The sequence below is a fragment of the Sphingopyxis sp. SCN 67-31 genome (assembly GCF_001725095.1).
On the sequence record NZ_MEFH01000087.1, the window covers coordinates 1 to 24,885 of the forward strand.

Genomic DNA, 24,885 nt, shown 5'->3' on the forward strand with positions numbered 1-24,885 from the left:
ATTCAGAGTCTATCGCCGCGATATTGTATAAAGCCGTGTTCCCCCGCCCTTCGACTGCCCGCAGGGCGGGCGCTCAGGATAAACTTCCGCCATAGGCGGAAGGCGGGGGTCGATCTTCGGCCGGTTCCATCTCGAAACCACCGCAGATGGGTCCCCGCCTTCGCGGGGACACACGATAAAGGACAGTTGCAAGATGAACCCCCACAAGCCTTAGGCCGGATCGACATTCAGCTCTGGCGGCCTGCGAATGGCGGCTTTTCGCGCCTCCGGTGGCCACGTGCCGTCAGCACGCTGCGCTGCGGGTCCCGGAAATCCACCATTTTGACCTGTGGTCGTCTTCGACTCCGGCTCGCCATCTTCCGAATGTCGATCCGTCCCACGCGTCAGTTGATAACAAGCGCCGGGGACTGAATGTTGTAGCCGACAAGCACCGGTCCATTCGGTGAAGATTTGAATGTGAAAGTTTCGACGGCGCGGCCTTTTTCGTAGATCGTCTCCATATTCAGGACCGTCAGGGTCCGCCCGTTCACGATATTGACCTGCCATCCTCGCTGCGTCGTGTTTCCCGCCTTGCCCAGCTTGCGCTGCACGGCACCAAGAAACTCCTCGAATTCTGCGACATCCGCCGAACGCTGCATTTCCTCGCCGGAAGCAAAGTAGATGTCGTCAAATTTTCCGGCATTGGCGTCGTCGTGAAATGCATCGACCGCCTTTTCCGAGGCGGCGACATCGGTGGCCATGTTCGCAGGATTGCAGGCCGTCAGGCCCAGAAACAAAAGCATCCATAATATGCGGTGCATCGCAACCTCCCCCGCGAGGCTGTACCACGACCGGCGTGCTGCCAACCATAGGTATCTGCGGTTGCCTTGATGCCATTTGCAGCCCAAAGACCCTCGCATGCCACCACTCATCAAGATCTGCGGTCTCTCGACACCCGAAGCGGTCGATGCGGCCATCGAACGGGGCGCGGCCTACATCGGGCTTGTCCATTACGAGCCGAGCCCGCGGCATGTCGACCTTCGGACCGCCGCCGAATTGCGGCGCCGTGCCGGGGCGCACGTCAAGGTGGTGCTGCTGCTCGTCAACGCCTCGCAGCAACTCACCGGGCAGGCGCTCGCCGCGGTGCGGCCCGATGTCGTCCAGTTCCATGGCACCGAGACTCCCGAATGGCTGGCGGTCGTGAAGCGGCTGGTTCCGGCGGAGATATGGAAGGCGATCGGGCTCAAGGACGCGGGGACGCTCGAACGGATCGAGAAATATCGCGGCATCGCCGACCGCATTCTGTTCGACGCCCCCGCCTCGGCGCTGCCCGGCGGCAACGGCGCGCGCTTCGACTGGTCGCTACTCGCCAACCACCGTCACACGATCGACTGGGGCATCGCCGGCGGCCTGACTCCCGACAATGTCGCCGCCGCGATCGCGGCGACGCGCGCGCCGCTCGTCGATGTCTCCTCGGGCGTCGAAAGCGCGCCCGGGGTCAAGGATCTCGACCGGATCCCCCCGCGTCGCTCAGCGCGAAATCCTGCCGCCGTTCGCGCCACGCGCCGCGCGTGAAATCGGGGAACTCCAGCGTCCGGTTATCCTCTGCGATCGACTGTTCGGACAGCGGCGTGATCGCGCTCCACGTCAGCGCGTCGTAAATGTCGATCGGCATCGGCGCGCCGGCCTTCAGCGCCTTGACGAAGGCGTTGAGAACGAACCAGTCCATCCCGCCATGCCCGGCCCCGACCGCCTGGTCGGCGTGACGTTTCCACAACGGATGGTCGTACTGGCCGAGCACGGTCTCCGCCGGTTCCCAGCGATGCGGTTCGGGGCTGCGGCCTTCGATGTAGAGCGATTTGGCGACGTCCATCCACAATCCGCGCGTCCCCTGCACCCGGAAACCGAGCGAATAGGGGCGCGGCAGGTTGGTATCGTGGGTCAGCCGGATCGTTTCGCCATTGGCGCAGGCGATGCTGGTCGTCACGACATCGCCCAGCGCGAAACGCACCGCCGCATTGGGGTGGTCCGCGCCGCCCTGCGCGACCACATGATCGTGCAATCCGCGCGCCTTGCTCGCATAGCTGGTCAGCCGGATGAAGCGGTTGCCGCGGTTGATATTCGTCCACATCGCGCAGGGGCCGATGCCGTGGCTGGGATAGAGATCGCCGTTGCGCCGGACGCTGTGGTCGGTGCGCCAGCGCGCCTCGGACCAGCCTTTCGCGCCGAATTCGGCGCCGCCGCCATAGGGACGGCCGGGAATGCCCGAATTGAATTTCACGTCGCGCAGATCGTGCTGATAGCCGCCTTCGAGGTGGATTATCTCGCCGAACAGGTCCTGCCGCACCATGTTCAGCACCGCCATGACGTCGCGGCGATAACAGACATTTTCCAGCAGCATATAGGGCGTGCGCGTCGCCTCATGCGCCGCCAGCACGTCCCAATGGTCCTGAAGCGTGATGCCGGCGACGACCTCGCACCCCACCGCGACGCGCGCCTCCATCGCCGCGATCGCCATCGGCTTGTGCCATTCCCACGGGGTGACGATCAGCACGCCGTCGAGCGTTCCCGGTTTCAGCATCGCGCGCCACGCCTCGGCGTCGCCGGTGAAGCTGGCGGGGCGCGGCTTTCCCGCCGCATCGAACTGCCCCTTCGCGGCTTCGAGCACGAAGGGGTCGATGTCGGCGATCGCGGTCACGTCGACGTCGTCGCGGCGCAGCAGTTCGCGCAGGTGGACGCGTCCGCGCTCGCCGGTGCCGATGACGCCGATCCGCAGCCGCGATCCGCCGCGGTCCCGCGCAATGGCCGGTGCGGCGGCCGCCGTCGCTAACGCCGCGCCGCCCGCCATCAACAATTCGCGCCGATTCATGCCCCCGCTCATCCGTCTGCCTCCTTGCCGTGACCCTCGCCGCTGTTTGAAGCGCATCGAGGCTATGGACAAGGGCGTCATAGCGCCTAAGGGACACAGCCAGCCATGACCGAAGCCGCTCCCCCCCGCTCCGCCCTATCGAACAGCCTGCGCACCGGGCCCGATGCGCGCGGTCATTTCGGCGCCTTCGGGGGCCGCTATGTCGCCGAAACGCTGATGCCGCTGATCCTCGACCTCGAACGCGAATATCGCGCCGCCCAGGCCGATCCGGCGTTCAGGGCCGAATTCGAGCATCTGCTCGAACATTATGTCGGCCGTCCGAGCCCACTCTGGCATGCCGAGCGGCTGACGGCCCATCTGGGCGGCGCAAAAATCTATCTGAAGCGCGAGGATCTGAATCACACCGGCGCGCACAAGATCAACAATTGCATCGGCCAGATCCTGCTCGCGAAACGGATGGGCAAGACGCGGATCATCGCCGAGACCGGCGCGGGGCAGCACGGCGTCGCGACCGCGACCGTCGCGGCGCTGTTCGGCCTGCCGTGCACCATCTTCATGGGCGCGGTCGACGTCGCGCGGCAGCAGCCCAACGTGTTCCGCATGAAGCTGCTCGGCGCCGAAGTGGTCGCGGTCGAATCGGGCGCGAAGACGCTGAAGGACGCGATGAACGAGGCGCTGCGGCACTGGGTCGCCAACGTCCACGACACTTTCTACATCATCGGCACCGTCGCCGGCCCGCACCCCTATCCCGAGCTCGTCCGCGATTTCCAGTCGGTGATCGGCGAGGAAGCGAAGGCGCAGATCCTGAAGGCGGAAGGGCGCCTGCCCGACATGCTGATCGCGCCCGTCGGCGGCGGGTCGAACGCGATCGGCCTTTTCCACCCCTTCCTCGACGATGCCGAGGTCGAGATCGTCGGCGTCGAGGCCGCGGGCGAAGGGCTCGACAGGAAACATGCCGCCAGCCTCGCGGGCGGCCGCCCCGGCATCCTCCACGGCAACAAGACCTATCTGTTGCAGGACGAGGACGGCCAGATCACAGAGGCGCACAGCATTTCGGCGGGCCTAGACTATCCCGGCATCGGTCCGGAGCATGCCTGGCTGCACGACATCGGCCGCGTTCGCTACGAACCCGTGACCGATGCGGAGGCGCTCGCCAGTTTCCAGAAGCTGACGAAGCTGGAAGGCATCATCCCCGCGCTGGAGTCGGCCCACGCCATCGCCGCCGCCGAACGGATCGCGCCGACGTTGGGCAAGGACAAGATCATCATCGTCAACCTGTCGGGCCGCGGCGACAAGGACATCTTCACGGTCGCGGATGCGCTGGGGGTGGCGCTCTAAAAGCCCTCTCCCCTTCAGGGGAGAGGGTTGGGAGAGGGGGACGAATGCGGGACCGAAGGCTGATCGAGTTCGCCAAGCAGATGCGCCGCGAACAGACCGAGCCCGAAACCCGCTTGTGGCTCGAACTGCGTGCGGCACGTTTTCAAGGAATCAAATTCCGCAGACAAAAGGTCATTGGTCCGTATATCGCCGATTTCTCGTCCAGAGAGCCGATGCTGGTGATAGAGATCGACGGCGACACGCATGCAGGTCGGGAGGCATATGACCGGGCCAGGACGGCTTATTTCGAAGAACAGGGTTATCGAGTGATCAGATTTACCAACCGCGACGTGTTGACGAATATGGATGGGGTTCTGGAGCAGCTTGCGTCGTTCTTGACTCCCCCTCTCCCAACCCTCTCCCCTGAAGGGGAGAGGGCTCTATGACTCGCTTCGCTTCGGCCTTTTCCAAAGGCTCCGCGCTCGTCACCTTCATCACCGCGGGCGATGGCGATACCGCCGCCAATCTCGACGCGCTGGTCGCGGGGGGCGCCGACGTGATCGAACTCGGCATGCCGTTCACCGATCCGATGGCCGACGGTCCCGCGATCCAGGCCGCCAATCTGCGCGCGCTCGGCAAGGGCACGACCACCGCCGACATCTTCGCCATCGCGGCCGCCTTTCGCTCGCGCCATCCGCAAGTGCCGCTCGTCCTGATGGGCTATGCCAACCCGATGACGATCCGCGGGCCCGAATGGTTCGCCGCCGAATGCGCGAAAGCGGGCGTCGATGGCGTCATCTGCGTCGATATCCCGTCGGAGGAGGACGCGGAACTGGGGCCCGCGCTGCGCGCCGCGGGGGTTGCCCCGATCCGCCTCGCCACGCCGACTACCGACGCGGCGCGCCTGCCCGACGTGCTGAACGGTGCGGGTGGGTTCCTCTATTATGTCTCGGTCGCGGGAATCACCGGGCTCCAGCAGGCCGCGCAGGCGAGCATCGAGGATGCCGTCGCTCGCTTGAAAGCCGCCACCGACCTGCCCGTCGCGGTCGGTTTCGGCGTCCGCACCCCCGAACAGGCCGCGCAGATCGCCAAGGTCGCCGACGGGGTCGTCGTCGGATCGGCGCTGGTCGAGATCATCGCCGCGCACGGCGATGCCGCCCCTCCGCATGTCGAGGCTTTCGCCCGCACCCTCGCCGATGCTATTCACGGCGCGAAGGAGAATGCCGCATGAGCTGGCTCGAACGCGTCCGCAACGCCCTGCCCTTCGCCGCGAAGCGCGATACGGCGGACAATCTGTGGCACAAGTGCCGCCAGTGCCAGCAGATGGTCTTCGTCAAGGAGTGGGAAGACAATCTGAACGTCTGTCCGCGCTGCGACCATCACGACCGCATCGGTGCCAAGGAACGCTTCGCGCAGCTTTTCGACGGCGGCCTGTACGAGGTTCTGCCCGCCCCCGCCGCGCCCGAAGACCCGCTCAAGTTTCGCGACACCAAGAAATATGTCGACCGCATCAAGGCGGCGCGCGCGCAGACCGGTGACCGCGATGCCTATCAGAACGGTTTCGGCCGCATCGACGGCCGCCCGGTGGTGATCGGCGTGCAGGATTTCGCCTTCATGGGCGGATCGATGGGCGTCGCGGTCGGCGAGGCCTTCGTCGCCGGGGTCGAACAGGCGATCCGGCGCGGCTGTCCCTATGTCGCGATCACCGCGGCGGGCGGCGCACGAATGCAGGAGGGCACGCTGTCGCTGATGCAGATGCCGCGCGCCACCGTCGCGCTCGCCCGCCTGCGCCGCGCCGGGCTGCCCTATATCGTCCTTCTCACCGACCCGACGACGGGCGGCGTCACCGCCAGCTATGCCATGCTCGGCGACGTGCAGATCAGCGAGCCCAACGCGCTGATCGGCTTCGCGGGGCAACGCGTGATCGAGAATACGATCCGCGAAAAACTGCCCGAAGGATTCCAGCGCGCCGAATATCTGCTCGAACATGGAATGATCGACATGGTCGTGCACCGCAAGGAGCTGCCCGCGACGCTCGGCCGCCTGATCGCCTATCTGGCGCCCGAAAAGGCGGCCTGATCCCAGGCATCCTCCTCACCTTGTCATTCCCGCGAACGCGGGAATCCATGATCCGAGGTGTCGTGACTGTATTACGTTTATATCATGGCCAGCCAAAAGAACGGCACGATCTATATTGGCGTGACCAACGACATTATCCGGCGGACCTACGAACATCGCGAGGGGCAATTGACCGGCTTCTCCCCAAAATATCGGGTGAAGCATCTCGTCCATTATGAAGAATTTCAGGACATCCGCGATGCGATACAACGCGAAAAGCGGCTCAAGAAATGGAATCGCGCGTGGAAAATCCAACTGATCGAGACGCAGAACCCCGATTGGCGCGATCTGTGGTTCGGTCTCAACCGATAGTATCGACCATGGATTCCCGCGTCCGCGGGAATGACAAAGCCGTATAATGCCCGACCACGCCCATTCCGCCGACCCCGCTGTCCAGACGCAGCTCGACCGCCTCGCCGCGCTGTCGCCGGGACGCGACATCCTCGGGCTGGAGCGCATTACCGAACTGTGTCGCCGTCTCGGCAACCCGCACGAGCACCTGCCGCGCACCTTCCACGTCGCCGGGACCAACGGCAAGGGGTCGACCTGCGCCTATCTGCGCGCGATCCTGGAGGCGAGCGGCCGCCGCGTCCACGCCTACACCAGCCCGCACCTCGTCCGCTTCAACGAGCGGCTCCGCATCGACGGCACACTGATCGACGACAGGCTGCTCGCGATGCTGCTTGAGGAGGTGCTGGACGAAGCCGCCGACCTGGAGGCGAGCTTCTTCGAGGTCACCACCGCGGTCGCCTTCCTCGCCTTTGCGCGCCATCCCGCCGACGATTGCATCCTCGAGGTCGGGCTCGGCGGACGCCTCGACGCGACCAACATCATCCCGCCGCCCGCGGTGTGCGGCATCGCCTCGCTGGGCATCGATCACGAAGCCTTCCTGCTCGCCCCCGAAGCCGGAACGCCGTCCGTCCCCGCCGAGCGGATCGCGTGGGAAAAGGCCGGGATCGTCAAGCCGGGCAGCGCGCTCGCGACGCTCGCCTATCCGCGCGCGGTACAGCGCGTCATCGCGCGCCGCGCCGAGGAGGCCGGTGTCGTTCCCTTCGCGGAGGGCGAATCCTGGTCGGTCGAGCCCGTCGGCGACGCCTTCCGCTGGACGTCGATGGACGGGACATTGGCCGGGGTGCTGCGTCCGGGCATGGCCGGGCTGCATCAGATGCGCAATGCGGGGCTGGCGATCGCGATGCTCCATATCGCGCCGGGGCCGAAGCCCGACGCGGGCACCATCGCGCGCGGCGTCGCCGGCGCCTTCTGGCCCGCGCGCCTGCAACGACTGGGGACGGGGCCGCTGACCGGGCTGCTGCCGCCGGCGACCGAGGTCTGGCTCGACGGTGCGCACAATGGCGATGCCGGCCTCCAGCTTGCGCGGCATTTCGCCAGCGAACCGCGCCGCATCCATCTGATCGCCGGCATGCTCGCCAACAAGCATCCCGAGGCGATCCTCGACCCGCTGCGCGACCGCCTCGCCTCGCTGACCGTCGTGCCGGTGCCGGGGCACGAGCATCATGATGCGGCGGCTTTCGGATCCGAAGCGCGATACGCCACGGACGTCGAAGCCGCCTTGCGCGCGCTGACGGTCGATCCGGCGCGCGATATCGTGCTGATCGCCGGCTCGCTCTATCTCGCGGGCGAAGTGCTCAGGGCGAACGGGGAACTGCCGGAATAGCTTCGGCGGAAGCGATTTCGGGGCCGTCATCCTCGGTGCTCGGCTGGCGGACCGTCTGGACGACGAAGCCACGCTTCCACAGCAACCACAGCAGGAGCATTCCGGGCGCGGCGATGACGACGGTGAACAGCCAGAAGCCAACCCAGCCCAGCGTCTCGGCCACATAGCCGCCAGGCGCAGCGAGCCACGTCCGCCCGACGGCTGCGAACGACGACAGCAGAGCGAATTGCGTCGCAGTATAGGCCAGGCTCGACAGACCGGAGAGATAGGTCACGAACACCGTGAGCCCGATCCCGCTCGTAAAATTCTCGGTCCCCACCGCTATAGCCAGCATCAGTGGCGAATGACCGACGGAGGCCAGCAGGGCGAACAACAGATTGCTGAACATCATCATCAGGCCCGAGATCAGGAGTGCCCGCCCCATGCCCAGCCACGCGATGAAGGGAGCACCGCAAGCCGACCCGATGATCAGCGCCACAAAGCCGACGCCCTTGTTGATCGCAACGAACTCGGTGTCGGTGAACCCCAGTTCGACGATCATCGGATTGAGCATCCCCTGCCCCATCGCATCGCCGACCTTGTAGATGAGCACGAAAAGCAGGATCAGGACCGCGCCATGACGCCCCAGAAATTCGCGAAAGGGGCTGATGACCGTTTCGTTGAGCCATGCACCAAAACCTTGCTCGCCCCCGCGCGCCTGTGATGGATGGAACCTCCCGGGGCCAGCCAGGAGAGCGCCGACCACGGCAGGCAGCACCGCAAGCCCGGTAAAGGCGTAAGCCGCTGCCCAACCCAGCCCAAATCCTTCGGGAGAAGCCAGCGCGATCGTGCCGACCCCGGCGATCAGATTGCCGGTGCGATAGCCGAACTGGTTCATTGCCGTGCCGTGGGGCAACTCGGCATCGCTCAAAATCTCGATACGATAGGCGTCGATGACAATGTCCTGTGTGGCCGACAGAAAAGCGACGATGATCGCCCAGATCGCGAACGGCGCCAGATTGTCGTTGGTCGGATTACTCGCCCCCAATTGCCAGATCGCGACGACCAACAGCATCTGAATCAGGAACAGCCAGCTTCGCCGCTGTCCAAAAAGGCGGGTCAGGACCGGGATGGGCAATTTATCGACCAAAGGGGCCCAAAGGAATTTCAACGTGTAGGGCGTGGTCAGGCCGATTGCGAAGCCGATCGTCGATTTTTCGATTCCGACCTTCGACAACCAGAATGCCATTGTACCCAACAGCAGTGTCAAAGGAAAACCGCTCGAAATACCCAGCAAAAAGGCGACGATCGGCATCGGCTTGCGGTAAGGCGCAAAACTCGGAACGAGATAAGCGAGGCCGACAACGGCCAACAGCACTGCGACCAATACCAGGCTATCCAGACCGAGTTGCATCGCGCGCCCTCCCTCACATGCCGACGCGGCGGCATCTCTCGCTTCAAGCCAGAGGCCTAAAGCCTTGGCGCCAAATTGGAAGCGGTGATTTGGCGGTCCGACGGATCGTGGCGGCGGCCGGTCGCCTCAGGCTGCCTCGGGCCGCCAATAGGTCTGAAGCCCGCTGATCTTGCGCGGCTTCTTCTTCTGGCAGATCATCGTCTCGATCGCGCGCAGCGCGCCGATCAGCGCAGCGGCGGCGTGCGGCTTGGCGAGGCAGGCGAGCGCGATCTCGGCGGCATCCTCGGGCGGCAGGCCGGTGACGAGCAGCACCGCAATGCCGCGATCGCGCGCAATCCGGGCGACCTCGCGCCCCGTCATGTGGCCCGCGAGATTCAGATCGAGGACGAGCGCGTCGACCCGGTCGATCGCCAGCACCTGCACCGCAGCCTCGCCCGAATCGACCGTCGCGACGACGTCGTAGCCCGCGTGTTTCAGCGTCCGTTCGTTGTCGAACGCGATCAGCGGATCGTCTTCGACGATCAGCAGGCGCTTGATGCACGACGGGCGGGACGCAAAGAGCATGAAAACTCCCTTCGATGGCGCCATGGCGCGCTCTCGCCCGTCCTGCAATATCGCTTCGGCATGCCATCGACGAAGCGATGCGTTTCCGGCTATGAGCGTGACCACAAGGCCACAGTTTCCTTCCCCCCTCAACGCCATGAAAGCCGCTTGCGTTCCGATGACGACACGCCGACCGCCCCGCTCCGCCCCTCAGCCCGCCGCACCGCGCGGCCGCCGCGCCGCGCGTTCCGCGCAACCCCGCCCCCCTGCCACCGCCGAACGCGAGGAAGAGGGGCCGCAACGGATCGCCAAGCTGCTCGCCCGCGCCGGAGTCGGCTCGCGCCGCGACGTCGAGCGGATGATCGAGGAAGGCCGCATCGCGCTGAACGGCCAGGCGATCGCGCAGCCCGCGCCGCTGCTCTCCTCGCTCGAAGGCCTGACGGTCGACGGCAATCCGGTCGCGAAGCCGGTCTCGACACGCCTCTATCGCTTCCACAAGCCGGCGGGCTGCCTCACCGCCGCGCGCGACCCCAAGGGCCGCAAGACGATCTACGACATCCTGCCCAAAGGCCTGCCGCGGCTGATGCCGGTGGGGCGGCTCGACTATAACACCGAGGGGCTGCTGCTGCTGACCAACGACGGCGAATTCAAGCGCCAGCTCGAACTGCCCTCGAGCGGGGTCGAACGCAGCTATCGCGCGCGCGCCTTTGGCGAGATCAGCCAGGCGCAGCTCGAGGAACTGGCGCTCGGCATCACCATCGACGGCATCCGCTATGGAAAGATCGACGCCAACCTCGAACGCCGCACCGGGCGCAACCAGTGGATCGAACTGACGCTGACCGAGGGCAAGAACCGCGAGGTGCGCCGCGTGCTCGAACATCTGAGCTTGCAGGTCAGCCGGCTGATCCGGACGCGCTACGGCGCCTTCTCCCTCGACGGGCTCGACAGCGGGGCGGTCGAGATCGTGCCGCGCGACGCGCTGTTCCAGTTTCGCCGGCGGATGGGCTGAGGATGCGGGTGATCGCCGGCGAGTGGCGCGGCCGCAAGCTGCTCGCGCCCCGGAACGACGCGACGCGGCCGACTGCGGACCGCACGCGCGAGACGCTGTTCTCGATGCTCGCGAGCCGCCTCGGCAGTTTCGAGGGGCTGCACGTCGCCGACCTGTTCGCGGGTTCGGGCGCGCTCGGCATCGAGGCGCTGTCGCGCGGCGCCGCGCACTGCCTGTTCGGCGAGCAGGACAGGGACGCGCTCGACGCGCTGCGGAAAAACCTCGCGACACTGGGTGCGGGGCAGCGCGCCGAGATTCGCGCCGGATCGGTCCTTTCCCTCGGTCCCGCGCCGCGCGCCTGCGACCTGCTGCTGTTCGACGCGCCCTATGGCACCGGCGCCGGCAGCGTCGCGCTCGACAAGCTGGCCCGCCTCGGCTGGGCCGGCCCCGACAGCTGGGTTTCGATCGAGACCGCCGACCGGGAAGCGGTCGATGTCCCCGGCTTCGGAATCGAGGCGGAGCGCCGCGTCGGCAAGGCGAAGCTGACCCTGCTGCGCCGCGCCTGACCATCGTTCAGCCGGCGGCGGCGCCCTGCCGGCGCACCATCAGCAGCCCGATCCAGCTGACGACCCCGGCCAGCGCCAGATAGAGGCCGACGACCTGCGTCCCGCCCCAGTCGCCGAGCGCCTGCGCGATGATCGGCGCCAGCGCGCCGCCCAATATGCCGCCGACGTTGAAGGCGACGGACGCGCCGGTGTAGCGCACCTCGACGGGGAACAGCGCGGTCAGCCAGCTGCCGAGCGGGCCATAGACCAGCCCCATGACGAACAGCGATGCCGCGAGCCCGAGGAAGATGAGCGGCCACGATTGCGACGCCAGCGACGGCCCGAACAGCAGCCCGATCAGGATCGTCGCGCCGCACCCCCAGGTCAGCACCCGCTGCGCGCTGACCGCGTCGCTCCGGTAGCCGGCATAGACGATCCCCACCGCCATGAAGAGGATCGCGCCGAGCTGGATCAGCAGGAACTGCTCCTTCGGATAGCCGAGCGCCGTCGTCCCGTGGGCCAGCGCGAAGCTGGTCGCGAGATAGAAGATCGCGAAGCAGGCGACGACCGCGAAAGTGCCCGCGAGCGTCGGGACGAGGTGGCGGCGGAACAGCTCGCCCAGCGGCACCGCGACGGGCGCCTGCCTTTCCAGTGCGTCGGCGAAGGCCGGCGTCTCACCGATCTTGAGCCGCACCCAGAGCCCGAGCCCGACGAGCACCGCCGAGACGAGAAAGGGGATGCGCCAGCCCCACGCCGCGAACTCCGCATCGCTGAGCCACAGGCCGAGCAGCAGGAACAGGCCGTTGGCGGCGATGAAGCCGACCGGCGCGCCGAGCTGCGGAAACATGCCGAAGCGCGCACGCCAGCCCGGCGGCGCATTCTCGACCGCCAGCAGCGCCGCCCCGCCCCACTCGCCGCCGAGCCCGAACCCCTGCCCGAAACGCAGGATGCACAGCAGCAGCGGCGCGACCCAGCCGACCATCGCATAGGTCGGCAGGAACGCGATCAGCAGCGTCGAGGCGCCCATCAGCATCAGCGAGGCGACGAGCGTCGACTTGCGGCCGATGCGGTCGCCGTAATGGCCGAAGACGATCGCCCCGACGGGCCGCGCCAGGAAAGCGAGCCCGAAGCTCATGAAGCTCAGCATCAACTGCGCCGAGGGTGATTCGGATGGAAAGAACAGCGGCCCGAACACCAGCGCCGCGGCGGTGCCGTAGATGTAGAAATCGTAGAATTCGACCGCGGTCCCGACGAGGCTCGCGGTCAGGATGCGCGCCTGCGCGCGATAGGGTGTCAGATCCACGGGCGGCGCCCCTTCCCTTCGTGATGGCGGGTCGCTTTGAACGGATCATGCGCTCCGGCGCAAGACCAAAGACCGTCCGCCGCGCAGCGCCGCCGCGTCCCGCCGCCTTGCACTGGACAGCATCGGCGCCGTTCCCTAATCGTTCGCGCGTGAACAGCCGCCCAGCCTCCCCGCCCGATCTTCCCCCGCCGCACCCATCGGACCCGCCCTATCTGCAGGGGCTGAACGGCCCGCAGCGGCAGGCGGTGCTGACCACCGAAGGCCCGGTGCTGATGCTCGCAGGGGCAGGCACCGGCAAGACGGCGGCGCTGACGGCGCGGCTGGCGCACATCATCGCGACGCGGCGCGCGTGGCCGTCCGAAATCCTGGCCGTCACCTTCACCAACAAGGCGGCGCGCGAGATGCGCGAGCGCATCGGCCGGATGATCGGCGACGCGGTCGAGGGGATGCCGTGGCTCGGCACCTTTCACAGCATCGCGGCGAAGATGCTGCGCCGTCACGCCGAACTGGTGGGACTGCAGAGCAATTTCACCATCCTCGACACCGACGACCAGCTTCGCGTTCTCAAGCAGCTCATCCAGACCGAAGGGCTCGACGAGAAGCGCTGGCCGGCGCGCCAGCTCGCGGGGCTGATCGACAAGTGGAAGAACCGCGGCCTGACCCCGCCCGACCTCGACGCCGCGGACCGCGAAGCCTATGCCGATGGCAAGGGGCAGCATTTCTATGCCCTTTATCAGGCGCGGCTCAAGACGCTGAACGCCTGCGATTTCGGCGACCTGCTGCTCCACATGCTGGTGATATTGAAGACGCACCGCGACGTGCTCGAACAGTATCAGCAGCGCTTCAAATATATCCTCGTCGACGAATATCAGGACACCAACGCCAGCCAGTATCTCTGGCTCCGCCTTCTCGCGCAGGCGCGCAAGAACATCTGCTGCGTCGGCGACGACGACCAGTCGATCTATTCGTGGCGCGGCGCCGAGGTGGCGAACATCCTGCGTTTCGAAAAGGATTTCCCCGGCGCGACCGTGATCCGCCTCGAACAGAATTACCGCTCGACCCCGCAGATCCTTGCCGCCGCCTCGGCGCTGATCGCCCAGAATTCGGGGCGGCTCGGCAAGACGCTGTGGACCGATCTCGACGCGGGCGACAAGGTCCGGGTGGTCGGCGTCTGGGACGGCCCCGAGGAAGCGCGGCGGATCGGCGAGGAGCTCGAAGACCTCCAGCGCCGCGGCACCAGCCTCGACCGCGCCGCCATCCTCGTCCGCGCGCAGTTCCAGACCCGCGAGTTCGAGGATCGCTTCATCGCCATCGGCCTCCCCTACCGCATCGTCGGCGGCTACCGCTTCTACGAACGCGCGGAGATTCGCGACGCGCTCGCCTATCTGCGCCTCGTCCAGTCGAGCGCCGACGACCTGGCCTTCGAACGGATCGTCAACGTGCCGAAGCGCGGGCTCGGCGACAAGGCGGTGTCGCGCATCCACCAGTTCGCCCGGATCGAGCGCACGCCGCTGTTCCATGCCGCGGCGCGGATCACCGAGACCGACGAGCTGACCCCGCAGGCGCGCCGCCAGCTCGCGAACTTCGTCGCGATGATGCGCAGCTGGCAGGCGAAGGCGAACGACCTGCCGCACCCCGAGCTGACCCAGCTGATCCTCGACGAATCGGGCTACACCGCGATGCTTCAGGCCGACCGCAGCGCCGAAGCGGCGGGGCGCCTCGAGAACCTCTCCGAACTCGTCCGCGCGATGGAGGAATATGATTCGCTTGAAGCCTTCCTCGAGCATGTCAGCCTCGTCATGGACCGCGACAACGACGACCAGACGGAGACCGTCACCATCATGACGATCCACGCCGCGAAAGGCCTCGAATTCGATCATGTCTTCCTCGCCGGATGGGAAGACGGCGTCTTTCCGTCGCAGCGCGCGATGGACGAGGGCGGCACCGCGAGCCTGGAGGAGGAGCGCCGCCTCGCCTATGTCGCGATCACCCGCGCCCGGCAGCGCGCGAGCATCTATCACGCCGCCAACCGCCGCATCTACGGCCAGTGGATGAGCAGCATTCCGAGCCGCTTCATCGCGGAGATTCCGCCCGAGTTCGTCGACAGCAAGAACAGCTTCGGCGGCGGCGCGTCGCTTTGGCGCGCCAACTGGTCGGCGCAAGGCGACCCGTTCGCGCATGTCGCGACGCAGAGCCCGGCACGCACGGCGACCCGCGGCCCGGCATGGCAGCGCGCGCTGGCCGCGTCCTCGACCATCACCCGGGCCCCTGCGCCGAGCGAAGGCGCCCCCGCCGCCTCGGTCGGCGCGAAGCCGCGCGCCGACCTGGCGATCGGCATGCGCGTGTTTCACGAGAAATTCGGTTACGGTCGGATCATCGACGTTGACGGCAACAAGCTGGAGGTCGAATTCGAGCAGGCGGGCACCAAGCGGGTCCTCGACGGCTTCGTCCGCGCCGCCTGAGGGCGTGGGCGGGACGATGGGGGACGTTCCGTCCTTCATGTATTGGATCGACACTTCGTCATTGCGAGCGAAGCGAAGCAATCCAGGGCCGTTACCGCCACTCTGGATTGCCGCGCGGCTTCGCCGCTCGCAATGACGGTTCCAGTCGATGTCATCCCGCTCTGAGGAGAGCGCCGGCAGCCGAACACATGCGGGCGAACGGGCAAAAGAGCCGGAGAATCGGGCTGGCACGGCCGGATAATGCAGGAAAGCCCCGATACCGATCGAACGACCGGCATTCTCCGACGCGACGCGCGGCGCCCGCGATCGCTCCACCAGCCTTGTTGCAAACACGCCGCGCCGCGCTATGCCGGGGTCATGACGCAGGGTGGGGACTGGATGGGACAGGCGCGCGCGGCGTTTCAGCGCGGCGACGATGCCGGCGAGATGGCGGCGCTCGAAGGCGCGATCCGCGCCGACCGGGGCAATATCCTGGCGCTGCTCGCCATGGCGGAGGCCAAGCGGCGGCGCGACGACTCGCGTGCCGCATGCAGTTTCTACCGGCTGGCGCTGAGCACGGCGGCGATCATGCCCAACGTGCCGTCCTCGCTGCACGCCGGCCTGATCCGCGGCCAGGAATTCATCGCCGAAAGCGAGAAGATGCTTGCGGCACATCTGGCGACCGAGTTGCGCGATGCAGGAATTTCGGCCGCCAGCGCGCCGCCGCGGGTCGCCGAAGCGCTGCGCCTGCTGACGGGCGAGCATGCGCTCTACCTCCAGCAACCAGCGATGTTCTATTTTCCCGGCCTGGCGCAGCGGGCCTTCTTCGATCGCGAGGAATTCGACTGGGTGCCTGCGATCGAGGCCGAAACGGCGGCGATTCGCGGCGAGCTGGAAGCGCTCATCGCCGATGCCGGCGACCGCTTCGCGCCCTATGTGACCGCGCATCCCGACCGACCGCCGCCGAACAATCCGCTGCTCGACAAACCCGACTGGGGCGCGGCCTGGCTGTGGCAGAGCGGCCGGATCGTCGACGGCATGGACCTGCTGTGCCCGCGGACGCTGGCGGCGCTCGAAGCGGCGCCGCAACCGGTCATTCCGGAACGCGCGCCGATCGCCCTCTTCTCCCGCCTCACCCCCGGCACGCATATCCAGCCGCATCACGGGCTGCTCAACACACGGCTGATCTGCCACCTGCCGCTGATCGTGCCGGAAGATTGCGCGATTCGGGTCGGCGCCGAAACGCGCGCATGGCGCGAAGGCGAACTGCTGATCTTCGACGACAGTTTCGAGCATGAGGCGTGGAATCGCGGCACGAGCGACCGCACGGTGCTGCTGTTCGAGGTCTGGCGGCCCGATATCGATGCCGACGAGCGCGAACAGCTCGCGCGAATCTTCACGGCGATCGCCGCCTATGACGAATCCGACCACGGATAAGGGAAAAGGGTCGCTGGTGGAGCCGAGGGGAATCGAACCCCTGACCTCTGCAGTGCGATTGCAGCGCTCTCCCATCTGAGCTACGGCCCCGCGACCGGGCGGCTCTTAACGAGCCTGCTTGACACTGGCAACGGCTTTTCTGACGATCTTTCGCGAAACGCGAAAATTGGGGAGATATCGAATGGCCAAGGCATGGCATCTGACCCGCCGCCCCTCCGCTTTGCCGACGATGGAACATTTCGCATTGCGCGACCTGCCCGACGATCCCTTGCAGGAGAATCAGCTGCGCGTCCGCAACCTGTGGCTGTCGGTCGACCCCTATATGCGTGGGCGGATGAACGACGCGAAAAGCTATACCGCGAGCTTCCAGATCGACCAGCCGATGACCGGCGGCGCGATCGGCGAGGTCGTCGAAAGCCGGATGGAGGGCTTCGCGCCCGGCGACCTGATCCTGCACATGGGCGGCTGGCGCGACGGCGGCGTCATCGGCCTCGACATGGCGCCGTTCAAGCTGCCTGCCGAGGCGCTGGCGGCGGGGATGGCGCCGCAGACCTTCCTGCACAACATGGGCCTGACCGGCGGCACCGCGTGGATCGGCCTGCTGCGCGTCGCGGCGGCGAAGGCCGGCGATACCGTTTTCGTGTCCGCAGCGGCGGGCGCGGTGGGATCGGCGGTGGTGCAGATCGCCAAGGCGCGCGAAATGACGGTGATCGGCGCCGCGGGCGGCGCGGAGAAATGCGCCTGGGTCCGCGAACTCGGCGCCGATGCCGCCGTCGATTACAAGGCGGGGCAGGTGCTGGACGGGCTGGCGGGGGCGCTCGAATCGCTCGGCAAGCCGGGGATCGACGTCTATTTCGACAATGTCGGCGGCGACCATCTCGACGCCGCTTTCGCGACCGCGAACGATTTCGCCCGCTTCGCCATCTGCGGGATGATCGACGTCTATAACGACGGGCATCCGCAGGAGATGAAATATCTGATCCGCGCCATCCCCGCGCGCATCCGCATGGAAGGCTTCATCTATACCGACCAGTTCTTCGATTGCATGGAGGAATTCTATGCCGACATGGGCAACCTGATCGCGAGCGGCGCGGTGACGATGCGCGAGACCGTGCGCGACGGCATCGAGTCGGCACCCGAAGCCTTCCTCGGCCTCTTCGCCGGCGCCAATATCGGAAAGATGCTCGTCCGCCTCTGACCGTCAGGTGCCGAAGCCGACCGAGAGAAAGTCCGGCATCGGGCCGTTCCAGCCATCGTCGGGACCATCGTCGTCGCGGCGAGTCGCCGCGGGAGCGGGCTTGCGGCCTGCGTCCTTCTTCGCGGCATGGCCGTCGCCGCTCCTAGGTTTCGCTTCGCTGCGCTTCGCCCGGGGTTTGCGCTCCTCTTCGCGGCGCCCTTCTTCACGGCGCCCCTCTTCACGTCTTTTGCCGTCGCGCGCGGGTCGCGCCTCTTCCTTGGGCTCGCCTGCGCTCTCGGTGCGTCCGAGGATCGCGATCTTCGAGCCGGTCAGCTTCTGGATATTGTCGATCGCCTCGTCGTCCGACGGCGTCACCAGCGTGAAGGCGCGGCCTTTCGCCCCGGCGCGGCCGGTGCGGCCGATGCGGTGGACATAATCGTCGGGATGCCAGGGCGCATCGAAGTTGAAGACGTGGCTGACGCCCTTGACGTCGAGCCCGCGCGCCGCGACGTCCGACGCGACGAGGATGTTGATGTCGCCGTTCTTGAAGCGGTCGAGTTCGGCGATGCGGCTCGACTGATCCATGTCGCCGTGAATCTCGCCCGCGCGATAGCGGTGCCGCTTCAGCGACTTGGCGAGTTCGCGCACCGTCGTCTTGCGGTTGCAGAAGATGATCGCGGTGGCGACGCCCTCTTCCTCGATCAGGTCGCGCAGCGTCTCGCGCTTGGCGCGCTCGCTGGTCTTGACGAGGAACTGGGCGATGTTCACGTTGGTGCTCGCGGGCCGCGCCACCTCGATCGTCTTGGGATTCGACAGGAATTTGTCGGCAAGCTTCTTGATCGGCGGCGGCATCGTCGCGGAGAAGAGCAGGGTCTGGCGATTCGTCGGCAGCTTGGTGCAGATATTCTCGATGTCGGGGATGAAGCCCATGTCGAGCATCCGGTCCGCCTCGTCGATAACGAGCATGTTGCAGCCGGTGAGCAGGATCTTGCCGCGCTCGAACAGGTCCATCAGGCGGCCCGGCGTCGCGATCAGCACGTCGACGCCCTTTTCGAGCGCCTTGATCTGATCGCCCATCTGCACGCCGCCGATCAGCAGCGCCATCGAAAGCTTGTGATACCGGCCGTAATTCTCGAAATTCTCGGCCACCTGCGCGGCAAGCTCGCGCGTCGGTTCGAGGATCAGCGAGCGCGGCATCAGCGCGCGGGCACGGCCCTGCGCGAGGATGTCGATCATCGGCAGCACGAAAGAGGCGGTCTTGCCGGTCCCCGTCTGGGCGATGCCGATCATGTCGCGCATCATCAGGACCGACGGGATCGCTCCCGCCTGAATCGGTGTCGGTTCGTCATAGCCCGCTTCGGTGACAGCGCGCAAAAGTTCATCGGAGAGGCCGAGGTCGGCAAATTTCATAAAGGTCAACTGTCCGGATAGGTTCGAGCGCGGCGTCCCACGCCAGCCGTCGCTGCCGCGGCCATTGGGCAAAAGGCCGGTAAAAGTCAAGGAATGCCGTTAAAAAGCCATGCGGCGGGACGGGCGCGATCAATCCTCCTCGCGCGGGACGGGCACGAGCAGCCGGAATTTGTCGATCTCGCACTTGGCGCCGGTCCGGGCGTGGATCTGGTCGCGATCCTCGCAGAGCTTTCCGTCCTTGTTCCCCTGCATGTAGAAGCCGGCATAGAAATCGAGCGCCCGGCAGCCGCGGTTGAGCTGGGCGCGCAAGAGCTGGTTCTGGCGCGTAATCAGGTCGATGCTGTCACGCTGGACCGCCTGCATTCCCATGATATTCCGCATCGGAATGCATTTCGGCGCCTTCTTTTCTTTCCACACGATCGTCGTCGGGCGGGGCGATCGCTGCGGCATCGGGCCTGCGGCGAAATTGTTGATCGGGCTGCGGCGCGCGGGCACGCGGATGATCAGTTCCTGCTCGATCACCACCTGCCAATAGGGCGCGGCGGGCGGTTCGGCGGGCGGCGGCACCAGCGACACCAGCGGCTCGGGCGGCGCGGCCGTGGGGGCGTTGGCGGCATTGGCCACCGGCGCCGCGGCGGCCATCAGCAGGGCAGCGGACGTCAGCACGGCCTTGCGACCGCTCCTGCCCCGTGCTGACCCATAATGCTTTTCACCAGTGCCTCCCGCACCCCCAAGCTGGACGGCGCCCCGCCGATCGTTCATTGCACCTTTAACCGCCATGATTGAACATCAAATGAATTGCTGTCGAGCCCCGAGGCGGAATCGTGCGCGGGCAGGCGCGGCAGCAAGCCGGACCGGGACCCGATGACACGCCCACCCTCTCCCTCGCTTCTTGCCGATCTTGCCGCGCTGCTGGGCCCCAAGGGCTTCATGACCGATCCCGAGGTTCTCGCGCCGTGGCTGACCGACTGGCGCGGCAAATATCACGGCGCCGCGGCGGCGATGCTGTCGCCCGCCACGACCGAAGAGGTGGCGGCGGCGGTGCGGCTGTGCGGCGAGGCCGGTGCCGCGATCGTGCCGCAAGGCGGCAACAGCGGCATGGTCGGCGGCGCAACTCCCGACGCGACCGGCACGCAGCTGCTGCTCAGCACCCGGCGGCTCGACCGCATCCGCGCCATCGACGCGGCGGCACGGCTGGCGGTCGTCGAGGCCGGCGTGGTGCTCGAGAATTTCCACAATGCCGTGCTCGCCCACGGGCTGCGCTTTCCGCTGACCCTCGGCGGCAAGGGGTCGGCGACGATCGGAGGGCTCGTCTCGACCAACGCCGGCGGCACGCAGGTGCTGCGCCACGGCACGATGCGCGCGCTGGTCGCGGGAATCGAGGCGGTGCTGCCCGACGGTAGCATCCTCGACGGTCTGGCGCCGCTGAAGAAGGACAACCGCGGTTACGACCTGCGCCACCTGCTGTGCGGCGCCGAGGGCACGCTGGGAATCGTGACGGCGGCCTGCCTGCGCCTCGTTCCCGTCGCGGCCGCGCGCGCCACCGCGTGGATCGGGCTCGAATCGCCCGACCAGGCACTCGTCCTGCTGCGGCGGCTCGACGCGGCGCTGGGCGACGCCCTCGAAGGGTTCGAGATCGTCCCGCACACGTGCCTCGACGCGGTGCTGCGCCATATTCCGCAGACGCGCGCGCCACTCGCCGCGCCCTGCCCCTGGTATGCGCTGATCGAACTCGCGGGCGACGATGCCGAAGCGCTCGACGCGGCGCTGCTCGCCGAACTGGCGCCGGCATTGGACGAAGGGCTCGTCCGCGATGTCGCGATCGCCAAGAACGAGCGCGAGAGCGAGGATTTCTGGCGCCTGCGCGATTCGATCTCGGAGGCGGAGCGCGCCGAGGGGCCCGCGCTCCAGCACGACATCAGCGTGCCGGTCGACCTGATGCCGACCTTCATCGCCGACAATCCGGCGCGCCTGTCCACCGCCTTTCCCGGCGCGCGCGCGCTGTCGTTCGGCCACCTCGGCGACGGCAATGTCCATCACCATGTCCAGCCGCCGGCTGGCTGCGACGGCAAGGCATGGATCGCCGAACATGGCGAGGCGGCCAGCCGGCTCGTCTATCGCCACGTCGTCGAACTGGGCGGCTCGATCTCCGCCGAACACGGCATCGGGCAGGCGAAGCGCGCCATGCTGGCGGAAATCGACAGTCCGGCGCGGCTCGCGGCGCTGCGCGGGGTCAAGGCGGGACTCGACCCGCTCGGCATCCTCAACCCGGGCAAGCTCGTCTGACGCATAAACCGCGCGTCGGCGGCAATCGGCCTCTTGCGCGGCGCGGCGCGGCCCAATAAGGCGCGAAAACCGCTTTCTTCCGCCACGCGGAAACCTGTTTCGGAGAATCATGATGGCCACGGCGCCGACCGCTTCCAATCTGCCCCTCTTCTACAAGGATCTGGTGCCGCTTTCGAGCGTCGACCACGCCGATTTCCATGCGCGCCCGCTCGACAGCGCCGATTTCCTGATCAACCAGCACGCCGTGCCGCTGACCTCCGACGAGTTCGTTTCCGCGTCGCGCCACTATCCGATCGTCTTCTCGGCCGGCGACAATCCGGTTCCGCTCGCGCTGATGGGCCTCAACGAGGGCATCAACACCTTCGTCAGCGAAGAGGGCAAGCTGATCAATCCGGTCTATGTCCCGGCCTATATCCGCCGTTATCCCTTCATGCTCGCCCGCCTGCGCCCCGACACCGACGAGCTTTCGCTCTGCTTCGATCCGACCTCGGGCGCGATCGGCAAGTTCGACGAGGGCGATGTGCTGTTCGTCGACGGCAAGCCGTCGGACGCGGTCAACAATATCCTCGAATTCTGCAAGAATTTCGAGGAAGCGGGCCAGCGCACCGGCCAGTTCGTCGAGGAACTGCAGAAGGCGGACCTGCTGATGGACGGCGAAGTCAGCATCCAGGCCGACGGCTATGAACAGCCCTTCGTCTATCGCGGCTTCAAGATGGTCGACGAAACGAAGCTGCGCGAACTGCGCGGCGATGTGCTGCGCAAGATGATGCAGAACGGCATCCTCGCGCTGATCTTCGCGCATCTCTTCTCGCTGCAGCTGATGCGCGAGATCTTTGCGGAACAGGTGAAGGCCGGCAAGATGCCGGCGGTGACGGTCGCCCCGACGACCGCCTGAGGGAGAACGAGCCATGGCCACCGACGCGACGGCGGGAACCACCGCGAGCCCGCGTTACACGAAGGTGGCCATCTGGCTTCATTGGCTGATCGGCGCCGCGGTCATCGTCAACATCGGCCTTGCGATGCTGACCGAGGGCCTGCCGCGCGAAACCCACCGCGAAGCGATGGCGATCCACAAGGCGCTGGGCGTCACGGTGCTGGCGCTGACCCTGATCCGGATCGCGTGGCGGCTCGGACACCGGCCGCCGCCGCTTCCGGCAAGCGTTCCGGCATGGCAGCGCCCGCTCAGCCGGATCGTCCATTTCCTTTTCTATGCGCTGCTGATCCTGTTGCCGCTGTCGGGCTGGGTCTGGATGTCGGCGGCGGATCGGCCGATCGATTTCTTCGGCCTGTTCACCCTTCCCCCGATCGCCGCGCCGGGCAAGGCGCTCGCCGACACGATGCACGAACGGCACGAAATGCTGGGCCTGACGATGCTGGCGCTGGTGATCGTCCATGTGCTGGCGGCGCTCAAGCACCAGTTCGTCGACCGGTCGGGGGTCAACGCGCGGATGAATCCCTTTTGACAGGCACCGCTCCCCCCGCGTCAGAAGTCGATCGCCAGTCCTTTATATTCCCAGTCGCCATAGCGCACCGGGTCGCGGCCGCCCGGCTGGCTTTCCGCCGGGGCGGGTGCGGCGGCCGCGGAGGCCGGAACCGGCGTGGCGGTCCAGCCTGCCGGCGCCTTGACATGGGCCGGACGCCGGGTCGCGCGCGGCGTCCCGCCGATGATGTCCTGTTTCGCTCTATCGGTCATGCCGATCCCATAGGCCGCCTTGGCGCCGCCGCCAAGCGCGATGGCACGGAAGGAGCGCGCCGTGGCTGATGCCCGCAATCGCAGGCGGGGCCGTGCCGATGCGGGCGATCCGCCGGGCACCGCGCCGCGCCGCGCGGCCCTGCGGCTGCTCGACGCCGTGCTGCGACGCGGCGAGCCGCTCGATCTTGCCGCCCATGCCGCGACACAGGGCCTGACGCCGCCCGACCGCGCCTTTGCGATCGCGATCGTGTCGGAAGCGCTGCGCTGGCTGACCGCCATCGACACGCTGATCGACGGAGCCACCGAACAGCCGCTGCCCGAGGACGTCAAGGCGCGCGCGGTGCTGCGGATCGCGCTGGCCCAGTTGCTCGTGCTGCGCAGCCCCGCCCATGCGGTGGTGGCGACGGCGCTGCCGCTCGTCGCGGGCGGGCCCCGGCGGCTGGTCCACGCGCTGCTGTCGCGCGCGCAGAAAGAGGCATGGGAACTGCCCGACCATGCCGCCCTGCCCGCCGCCACCGCCGCGCGCTGGGCCGAGCAATGGGGGACGGACATGGTCGCGGCGGCCGCCGCCGCGTGGAGCGCGCCACCGCCCGTCGACCTGAGCTTCGCCGCCGAGCCGCCCGAACCGCTGCCCGAGGCGTTGGCGCTGGCGCCGCTGCATCGCCGCCTGCCGCGCGGCGGCGCGATCGAGGAGATCGCCGGCTATCGCGAAGGCGGCTGGTGGGTACAGGATCTGGCGGCGTCGATCCCGGCGCGCCTGCTCGGCCGCGGCGAAGGGCGAAGCGTGCTCGACCTGTGCGCCGCGCCGGGCGGCAAGACGATGCAATTCGCCGCCGCCGGGTGGCAGGTCGTGGCGGTCGATGCCAGCGCGAAGCGGCTCGAACGGCTGCGGGCCAATCTCGCGCGGACGAAGACGAATTTGCAGGCCGAGGTGGTGCAGGGCGACATCCGGCGCTGGCAACCCGACGAGCCCGCCGATGCGGTGCTGCTCGACGCCCCCTGCTCGGCGACCGGCATCTTCCGGCGCCACCCCGACGTGCTCCACCGCGTCGAGGCGGCGCAGATCACCGAAATGGCGGCGCTGCAAGCCGACCTGCTCGACCGCGCCGCGGCGTGGGTCAGGCCCGGCGGGCGGCTCGTCTATGCTACCTGCTCGCTCGAACGCGCCGAGGGCGAAGAGCGGATCGCCGCCTTTCTGGACGAGCATCCGGGGTGGGTCGTCCTGCCCGCGACGGCCGACGAACTGCCGGCGGGCGTCGAACCCGACGCGTCGGGCTTCGTCCGCACGCTACCGACGATGCTCGCTGACCGCGGCGGGCTCGACGGTTTCTTCGTCGCGCGGCTGGAGGCGCCATCCTGCTGACGGCAGGGTTCAGCGTGCAGCTTATGCCCTGAAAGCCGGGTGCTCGCGCGAAGGCGGGAGCCCAGTGCGTATCGGCGCTGCCTCTTTTGTCACACTCTGGGTCCCCGCCTTCGCGGGGACACCGGTTTCCATCACAAGCCCCGCAGGCTTAGAGCATCGAGCATTAAATCTAAACCGTTTGCCCCCCGCTTTCGCGGGGGCAGGCTCTGAGCTTGTCGAAGCCTGTCCTGAGCGCCTGCAAGACAGTCGAAGGGGGCCGTTCTTTCTTTCGGCGCCGCAAGAAGAAGGACGGTGCTTCGACAAGCTCAGCACGAACGGCAGAAAGGGTGATGCAGATTTAACGCACGA

At 67.2% G+C, this 24,885-nt stretch carries 24 protein-coding genes and 1 tRNA gene; 16 read left to right on the plus strand and 9 right to left on the minus strand.

The genetic code is table 11. From position 1 onward, the window contains the following. Positions 1–383: 383 nt before the first annotated feature. Complete coding sequence (locus tag ABS88_RS17825; RefSeq protein ID WP_076075438.1) at positions 384–782, minus strand: hypothetical protein; 399 nt, start codon at positions 780–782, stop codon at positions 384–386. Between the two features lie 115 nt (positions 783–897). Here ABS88_RS17825 and ABS88_RS17830 point away from each other — a divergent pair, with 115 nt between their 5' ends. Next, complete coding sequence (locus ABS88_RS17830) at positions 898–1,554, plus strand: phosphoribosylanthranilate isomerase (RefSeq protein ID WP_286750249.1); 657 nt, start codon at positions 898–900, stop codon at positions 1,552–1,554. Here the strand turns inward: ABS88_RS17830 and ABS88_RS17835 are convergent. Continuing rightward, entirely contained in the window at positions 1,478–2,860 is a 1,383-nt protein-coding gene (locus ABS88_RS17835) for a Gfo/Idh/MocA family protein (RefSeq protein WP_286750250.1), read from the minus strand. The genes ABS88_RS17830 and ABS88_RS17835 overlap by 77 nt on opposite strands. A 93-nt stretch (positions 2,861–2,953) precedes the next feature. On the opposite strand from ABS88_RS17835, the gene trpB reads away from it, so the two are divergent. The 6 genes from trpB (at position 2,954) to ABS88_RS17865 (ending at position 7,958) form a co-directional block, all read left to right on the plus strand. Then, a complete protein-coding gene (gene trpB / locus ABS88_RS17840) occupies positions 2,954–4,186 on the plus strand; it encodes a tryptophan synthase subunit beta (protein ID WP_067108989.1) in 1,233 nt (410 codons plus the stop codon). Between the two features lie 44 nt (positions 4,187–4,230). Further along, the gene (locus ABS88_RS17845; RefSeq protein WP_076075443.1) at positions 4,231–4,611 is read left to right on the plus strand and encodes an endonuclease domain-containing protein; all 381 of its coding nucleotides are present in this window, start codon (positions 4,231–4,233) and stop codon (positions 4,609–4,611) included. Beyond that, positions 4,608–5,396 (plus strand): tryptophan synthase subunit alpha, encoded by a 789-nt coding sequence (gene trpA, locus ABS88_RS17850; protein WP_076075444.1) that lies wholly within the window; start codon positions 4,608–4,610, stop codon positions 5,394–5,396. The genes ABS88_RS17845 and trpA overlap by 4 nt, the downstream gene beginning before the upstream one ends. After that, the gene (accD, locus tag ABS88_RS17855; RefSeq protein WP_067108995.1) at positions 5,393–6,244 is read left to right on the plus strand and encodes an acetyl-CoA carboxylase, carboxyltransferase subunit beta; all 852 of its coding nucleotides are present in this window, start codon (positions 5,393–5,395) and stop codon (positions 6,242–6,244) included. The genes trpA and accD overlap by 4 nt, the downstream gene beginning before the upstream one ends. A gap of 66 nt (positions 6,245–6,310) precedes the next feature. Beyond that, positions 6,311–6,595 (plus strand): GIY-YIG nuclease family protein, encoded by a 285-nt coding sequence (locus ABS88_RS17860; protein ID WP_076075447.1) that lies wholly within the window; start codon positions 6,311–6,313, stop codon positions 6,593–6,595. 46 nt (positions 6,596–6,641) lie between these two features. After that, a complete protein-coding gene (locus ABS88_RS17865; protein ID WP_104959646.1) occupies positions 6,642–7,958 on the plus strand; it encodes a bifunctional folylpolyglutamate synthase/dihydrofolate synthase in 1,317 nt (438 codons plus the stop codon). Here ABS88_RS17865 and ABS88_RS17870 read toward each other — a convergent pair. Further along, complete coding sequence (locus ABS88_RS17870) at positions 7,930–9,351, minus strand: AmpG family muropeptide MFS transporter (RefSeq protein ID WP_104959645.1); 1,422 nt, start codon at positions 9,349–9,351, stop codon at positions 7,930–7,932. The two genes, ABS88_RS17865 and ABS88_RS17870, sit on opposite strands and share 29 nt — an antisense overlap. A gap of 126 nt (positions 9,352–9,477) precedes the next feature. Then, a complete protein-coding gene (locus ABS88_RS17875) occupies positions 9,478–9,915 on the minus strand; it encodes a response regulator (protein ID WP_076075464.1) in 438 nt (145 codons plus the stop codon). Between the two features lie 157 nt (positions 9,916–10,072). Here ABS88_RS17875 and ABS88_RS17880 point away from each other — a divergent pair, with 157 nt between their 5' ends. Continuing rightward, complete coding sequence (locus ABS88_RS17880; protein ID WP_067109001.1) at positions 10,073–10,903, plus strand: pseudouridine synthase; 831 nt, start codon at positions 10,073–10,075, stop codon at positions 10,901–10,903. 2 nt (positions 10,904–10,905) lie between these two features. Then, complete coding sequence (gene rsmD / locus ABS88_RS17885; RefSeq protein WP_067109005.1) at positions 10,906–11,448, plus strand: 16S rRNA (guanine(966)-N(2))-methyltransferase RsmD; 543 nt, start codon at positions 10,906–10,908, stop codon at positions 11,446–11,448. 7 nt (positions 11,449–11,455) lie between these two features. On the opposite strand, the gene ABS88_RS17890 is transcribed toward rsmD, so the two are convergent. Continuing rightward, entirely contained in the window at positions 11,456–12,724 is a 1,269-nt protein-coding gene (locus ABS88_RS17890) for an MFS transporter (RefSeq protein ID WP_234002668.1), read from the minus strand. A 155-nt stretch (positions 12,725–12,879) separates the two neighbouring features. Between ABS88_RS17890 and ABS88_RS17895 the strand changes: the two genes are divergently transcribed. Together ABS88_RS17895 and ABS88_RS17900 are read left to right on the plus strand one after the other, a co-directional pair. Next, a complete protein-coding gene (locus tag ABS88_RS17895) occupies positions 12,880–15,192 on the plus strand; it encodes an ATP-dependent helicase (protein WP_104959644.1) in 2,313 nt (770 codons plus the stop codon). 357 nt (positions 15,193–15,549) lie between these two features. Then, a complete protein-coding gene (locus ABS88_RS17900) occupies positions 15,550–16,608 on the plus strand; it encodes an aspartyl/asparaginyl beta-hydroxylase domain-containing protein (RefSeq protein ID WP_083675216.1) in 1,059 nt (352 codons plus the stop codon). 14 nt (positions 16,609–16,622) lie between these two features. On the opposite strand, the gene ABS88_RS17905 is transcribed toward ABS88_RS17900, so the two are convergent. Next, positions 16,623–16,698, minus strand: a tRNA-Ala gene (locus ABS88_RS17905). A 91-nt stretch (positions 16,699–16,789) separates the two neighbouring features. On the opposite strand from ABS88_RS17905, the gene ABS88_RS17910 reads away from it, so the two are divergent. After that, positions 16,790–17,806 (plus strand): NADP-dependent oxidoreductase, encoded by a 1,017-nt coding sequence (locus ABS88_RS17910; RefSeq protein WP_104959643.1) that lies wholly within the window; start codon positions 16,790–16,792, stop codon positions 17,804–17,806. Positions 17,807–17,809: 3 nt separating this feature from the next. Here the strand turns inward: ABS88_RS17910 and ABS88_RS17915 are convergent, their stop codons facing one another. Together ABS88_RS17915 and ABS88_RS17920 are read right to left on the minus strand one after the other, a co-directional pair. Next, entirely contained in the window at positions 17,810–19,195 is a 1,386-nt protein-coding gene (locus tag ABS88_RS17915) for a DEAD/DEAH box helicase (RefSeq protein WP_104959642.1), read from the minus strand. Positions 19,196–19,324: 129 nt separating this feature from the next. Then, a complete protein-coding gene (locus tag ABS88_RS17920) occupies positions 19,325–19,861 on the minus strand; it encodes a hypothetical protein (protein ID WP_104959641.1) in 537 nt (178 codons plus the stop codon). Between the two features lie 198 nt (positions 19,862–20,059). Here ABS88_RS17920 and ABS88_RS17925 point away from each other — a divergent pair, with 198 nt between their 5' ends. The 3 genes from ABS88_RS17925 to ABS88_RS17935 all read left to right on the plus strand — a co-directional run bounded on the left by ABS88_RS17925 (position 20,060) and on the right by ABS88_RS17935 (position 22,944). Further along, entirely contained in the window at positions 20,060–21,481 is a 1,422-nt protein-coding gene (locus ABS88_RS17925; RefSeq protein WP_076077851.1) for an FAD-binding oxidoreductase, read from the plus strand. Between the two features lie 112 nt (positions 21,482–21,593). Beyond that, positions 21,594–22,376, plus strand: coding sequence for a SapC family protein (locus ABS88_RS17930; protein ID WP_067113017.1), 783 nt, complete (start codon positions 21,594–21,596; stop codon positions 22,374–22,376). A gap of 13 nt (positions 22,377–22,389) precedes the next feature. Next, positions 22,390–22,944 carry a cytochrome b gene (locus tag ABS88_RS17935; protein WP_067113015.1) on the plus strand — a complete coding sequence of 185 codons (555 nt, stop codon included), beginning with the start codon at positions 22,390–22,392 and terminating at the stop codon, positions 22,942–22,944. Between the two features lie 20 nt (positions 22,945–22,964). Here the strand turns inward: ABS88_RS17935 and ABS88_RS17940 are convergent, their stop codons facing one another. Beyond that, entirely contained in the window at positions 22,965–23,174 is a 210-nt protein-coding gene (locus tag ABS88_RS17940) for a DUF1674 domain-containing protein (RefSeq protein ID WP_076075478.1), read from the minus strand. A gap of 61 nt (positions 23,175–23,235) precedes the next feature. On the opposite strand from ABS88_RS17940, the gene ABS88_RS17945 reads away from it, so the two are divergent. Beyond that, entirely contained in the window at positions 23,236–24,537 is a 1,302-nt protein-coding gene (locus ABS88_RS17945; protein ID WP_234002640.1) for an RsmB/NOP family class I SAM-dependent RNA methyltransferase, read from the plus strand. Positions 24,538–24,885: the final 348 nt, after the last annotated feature.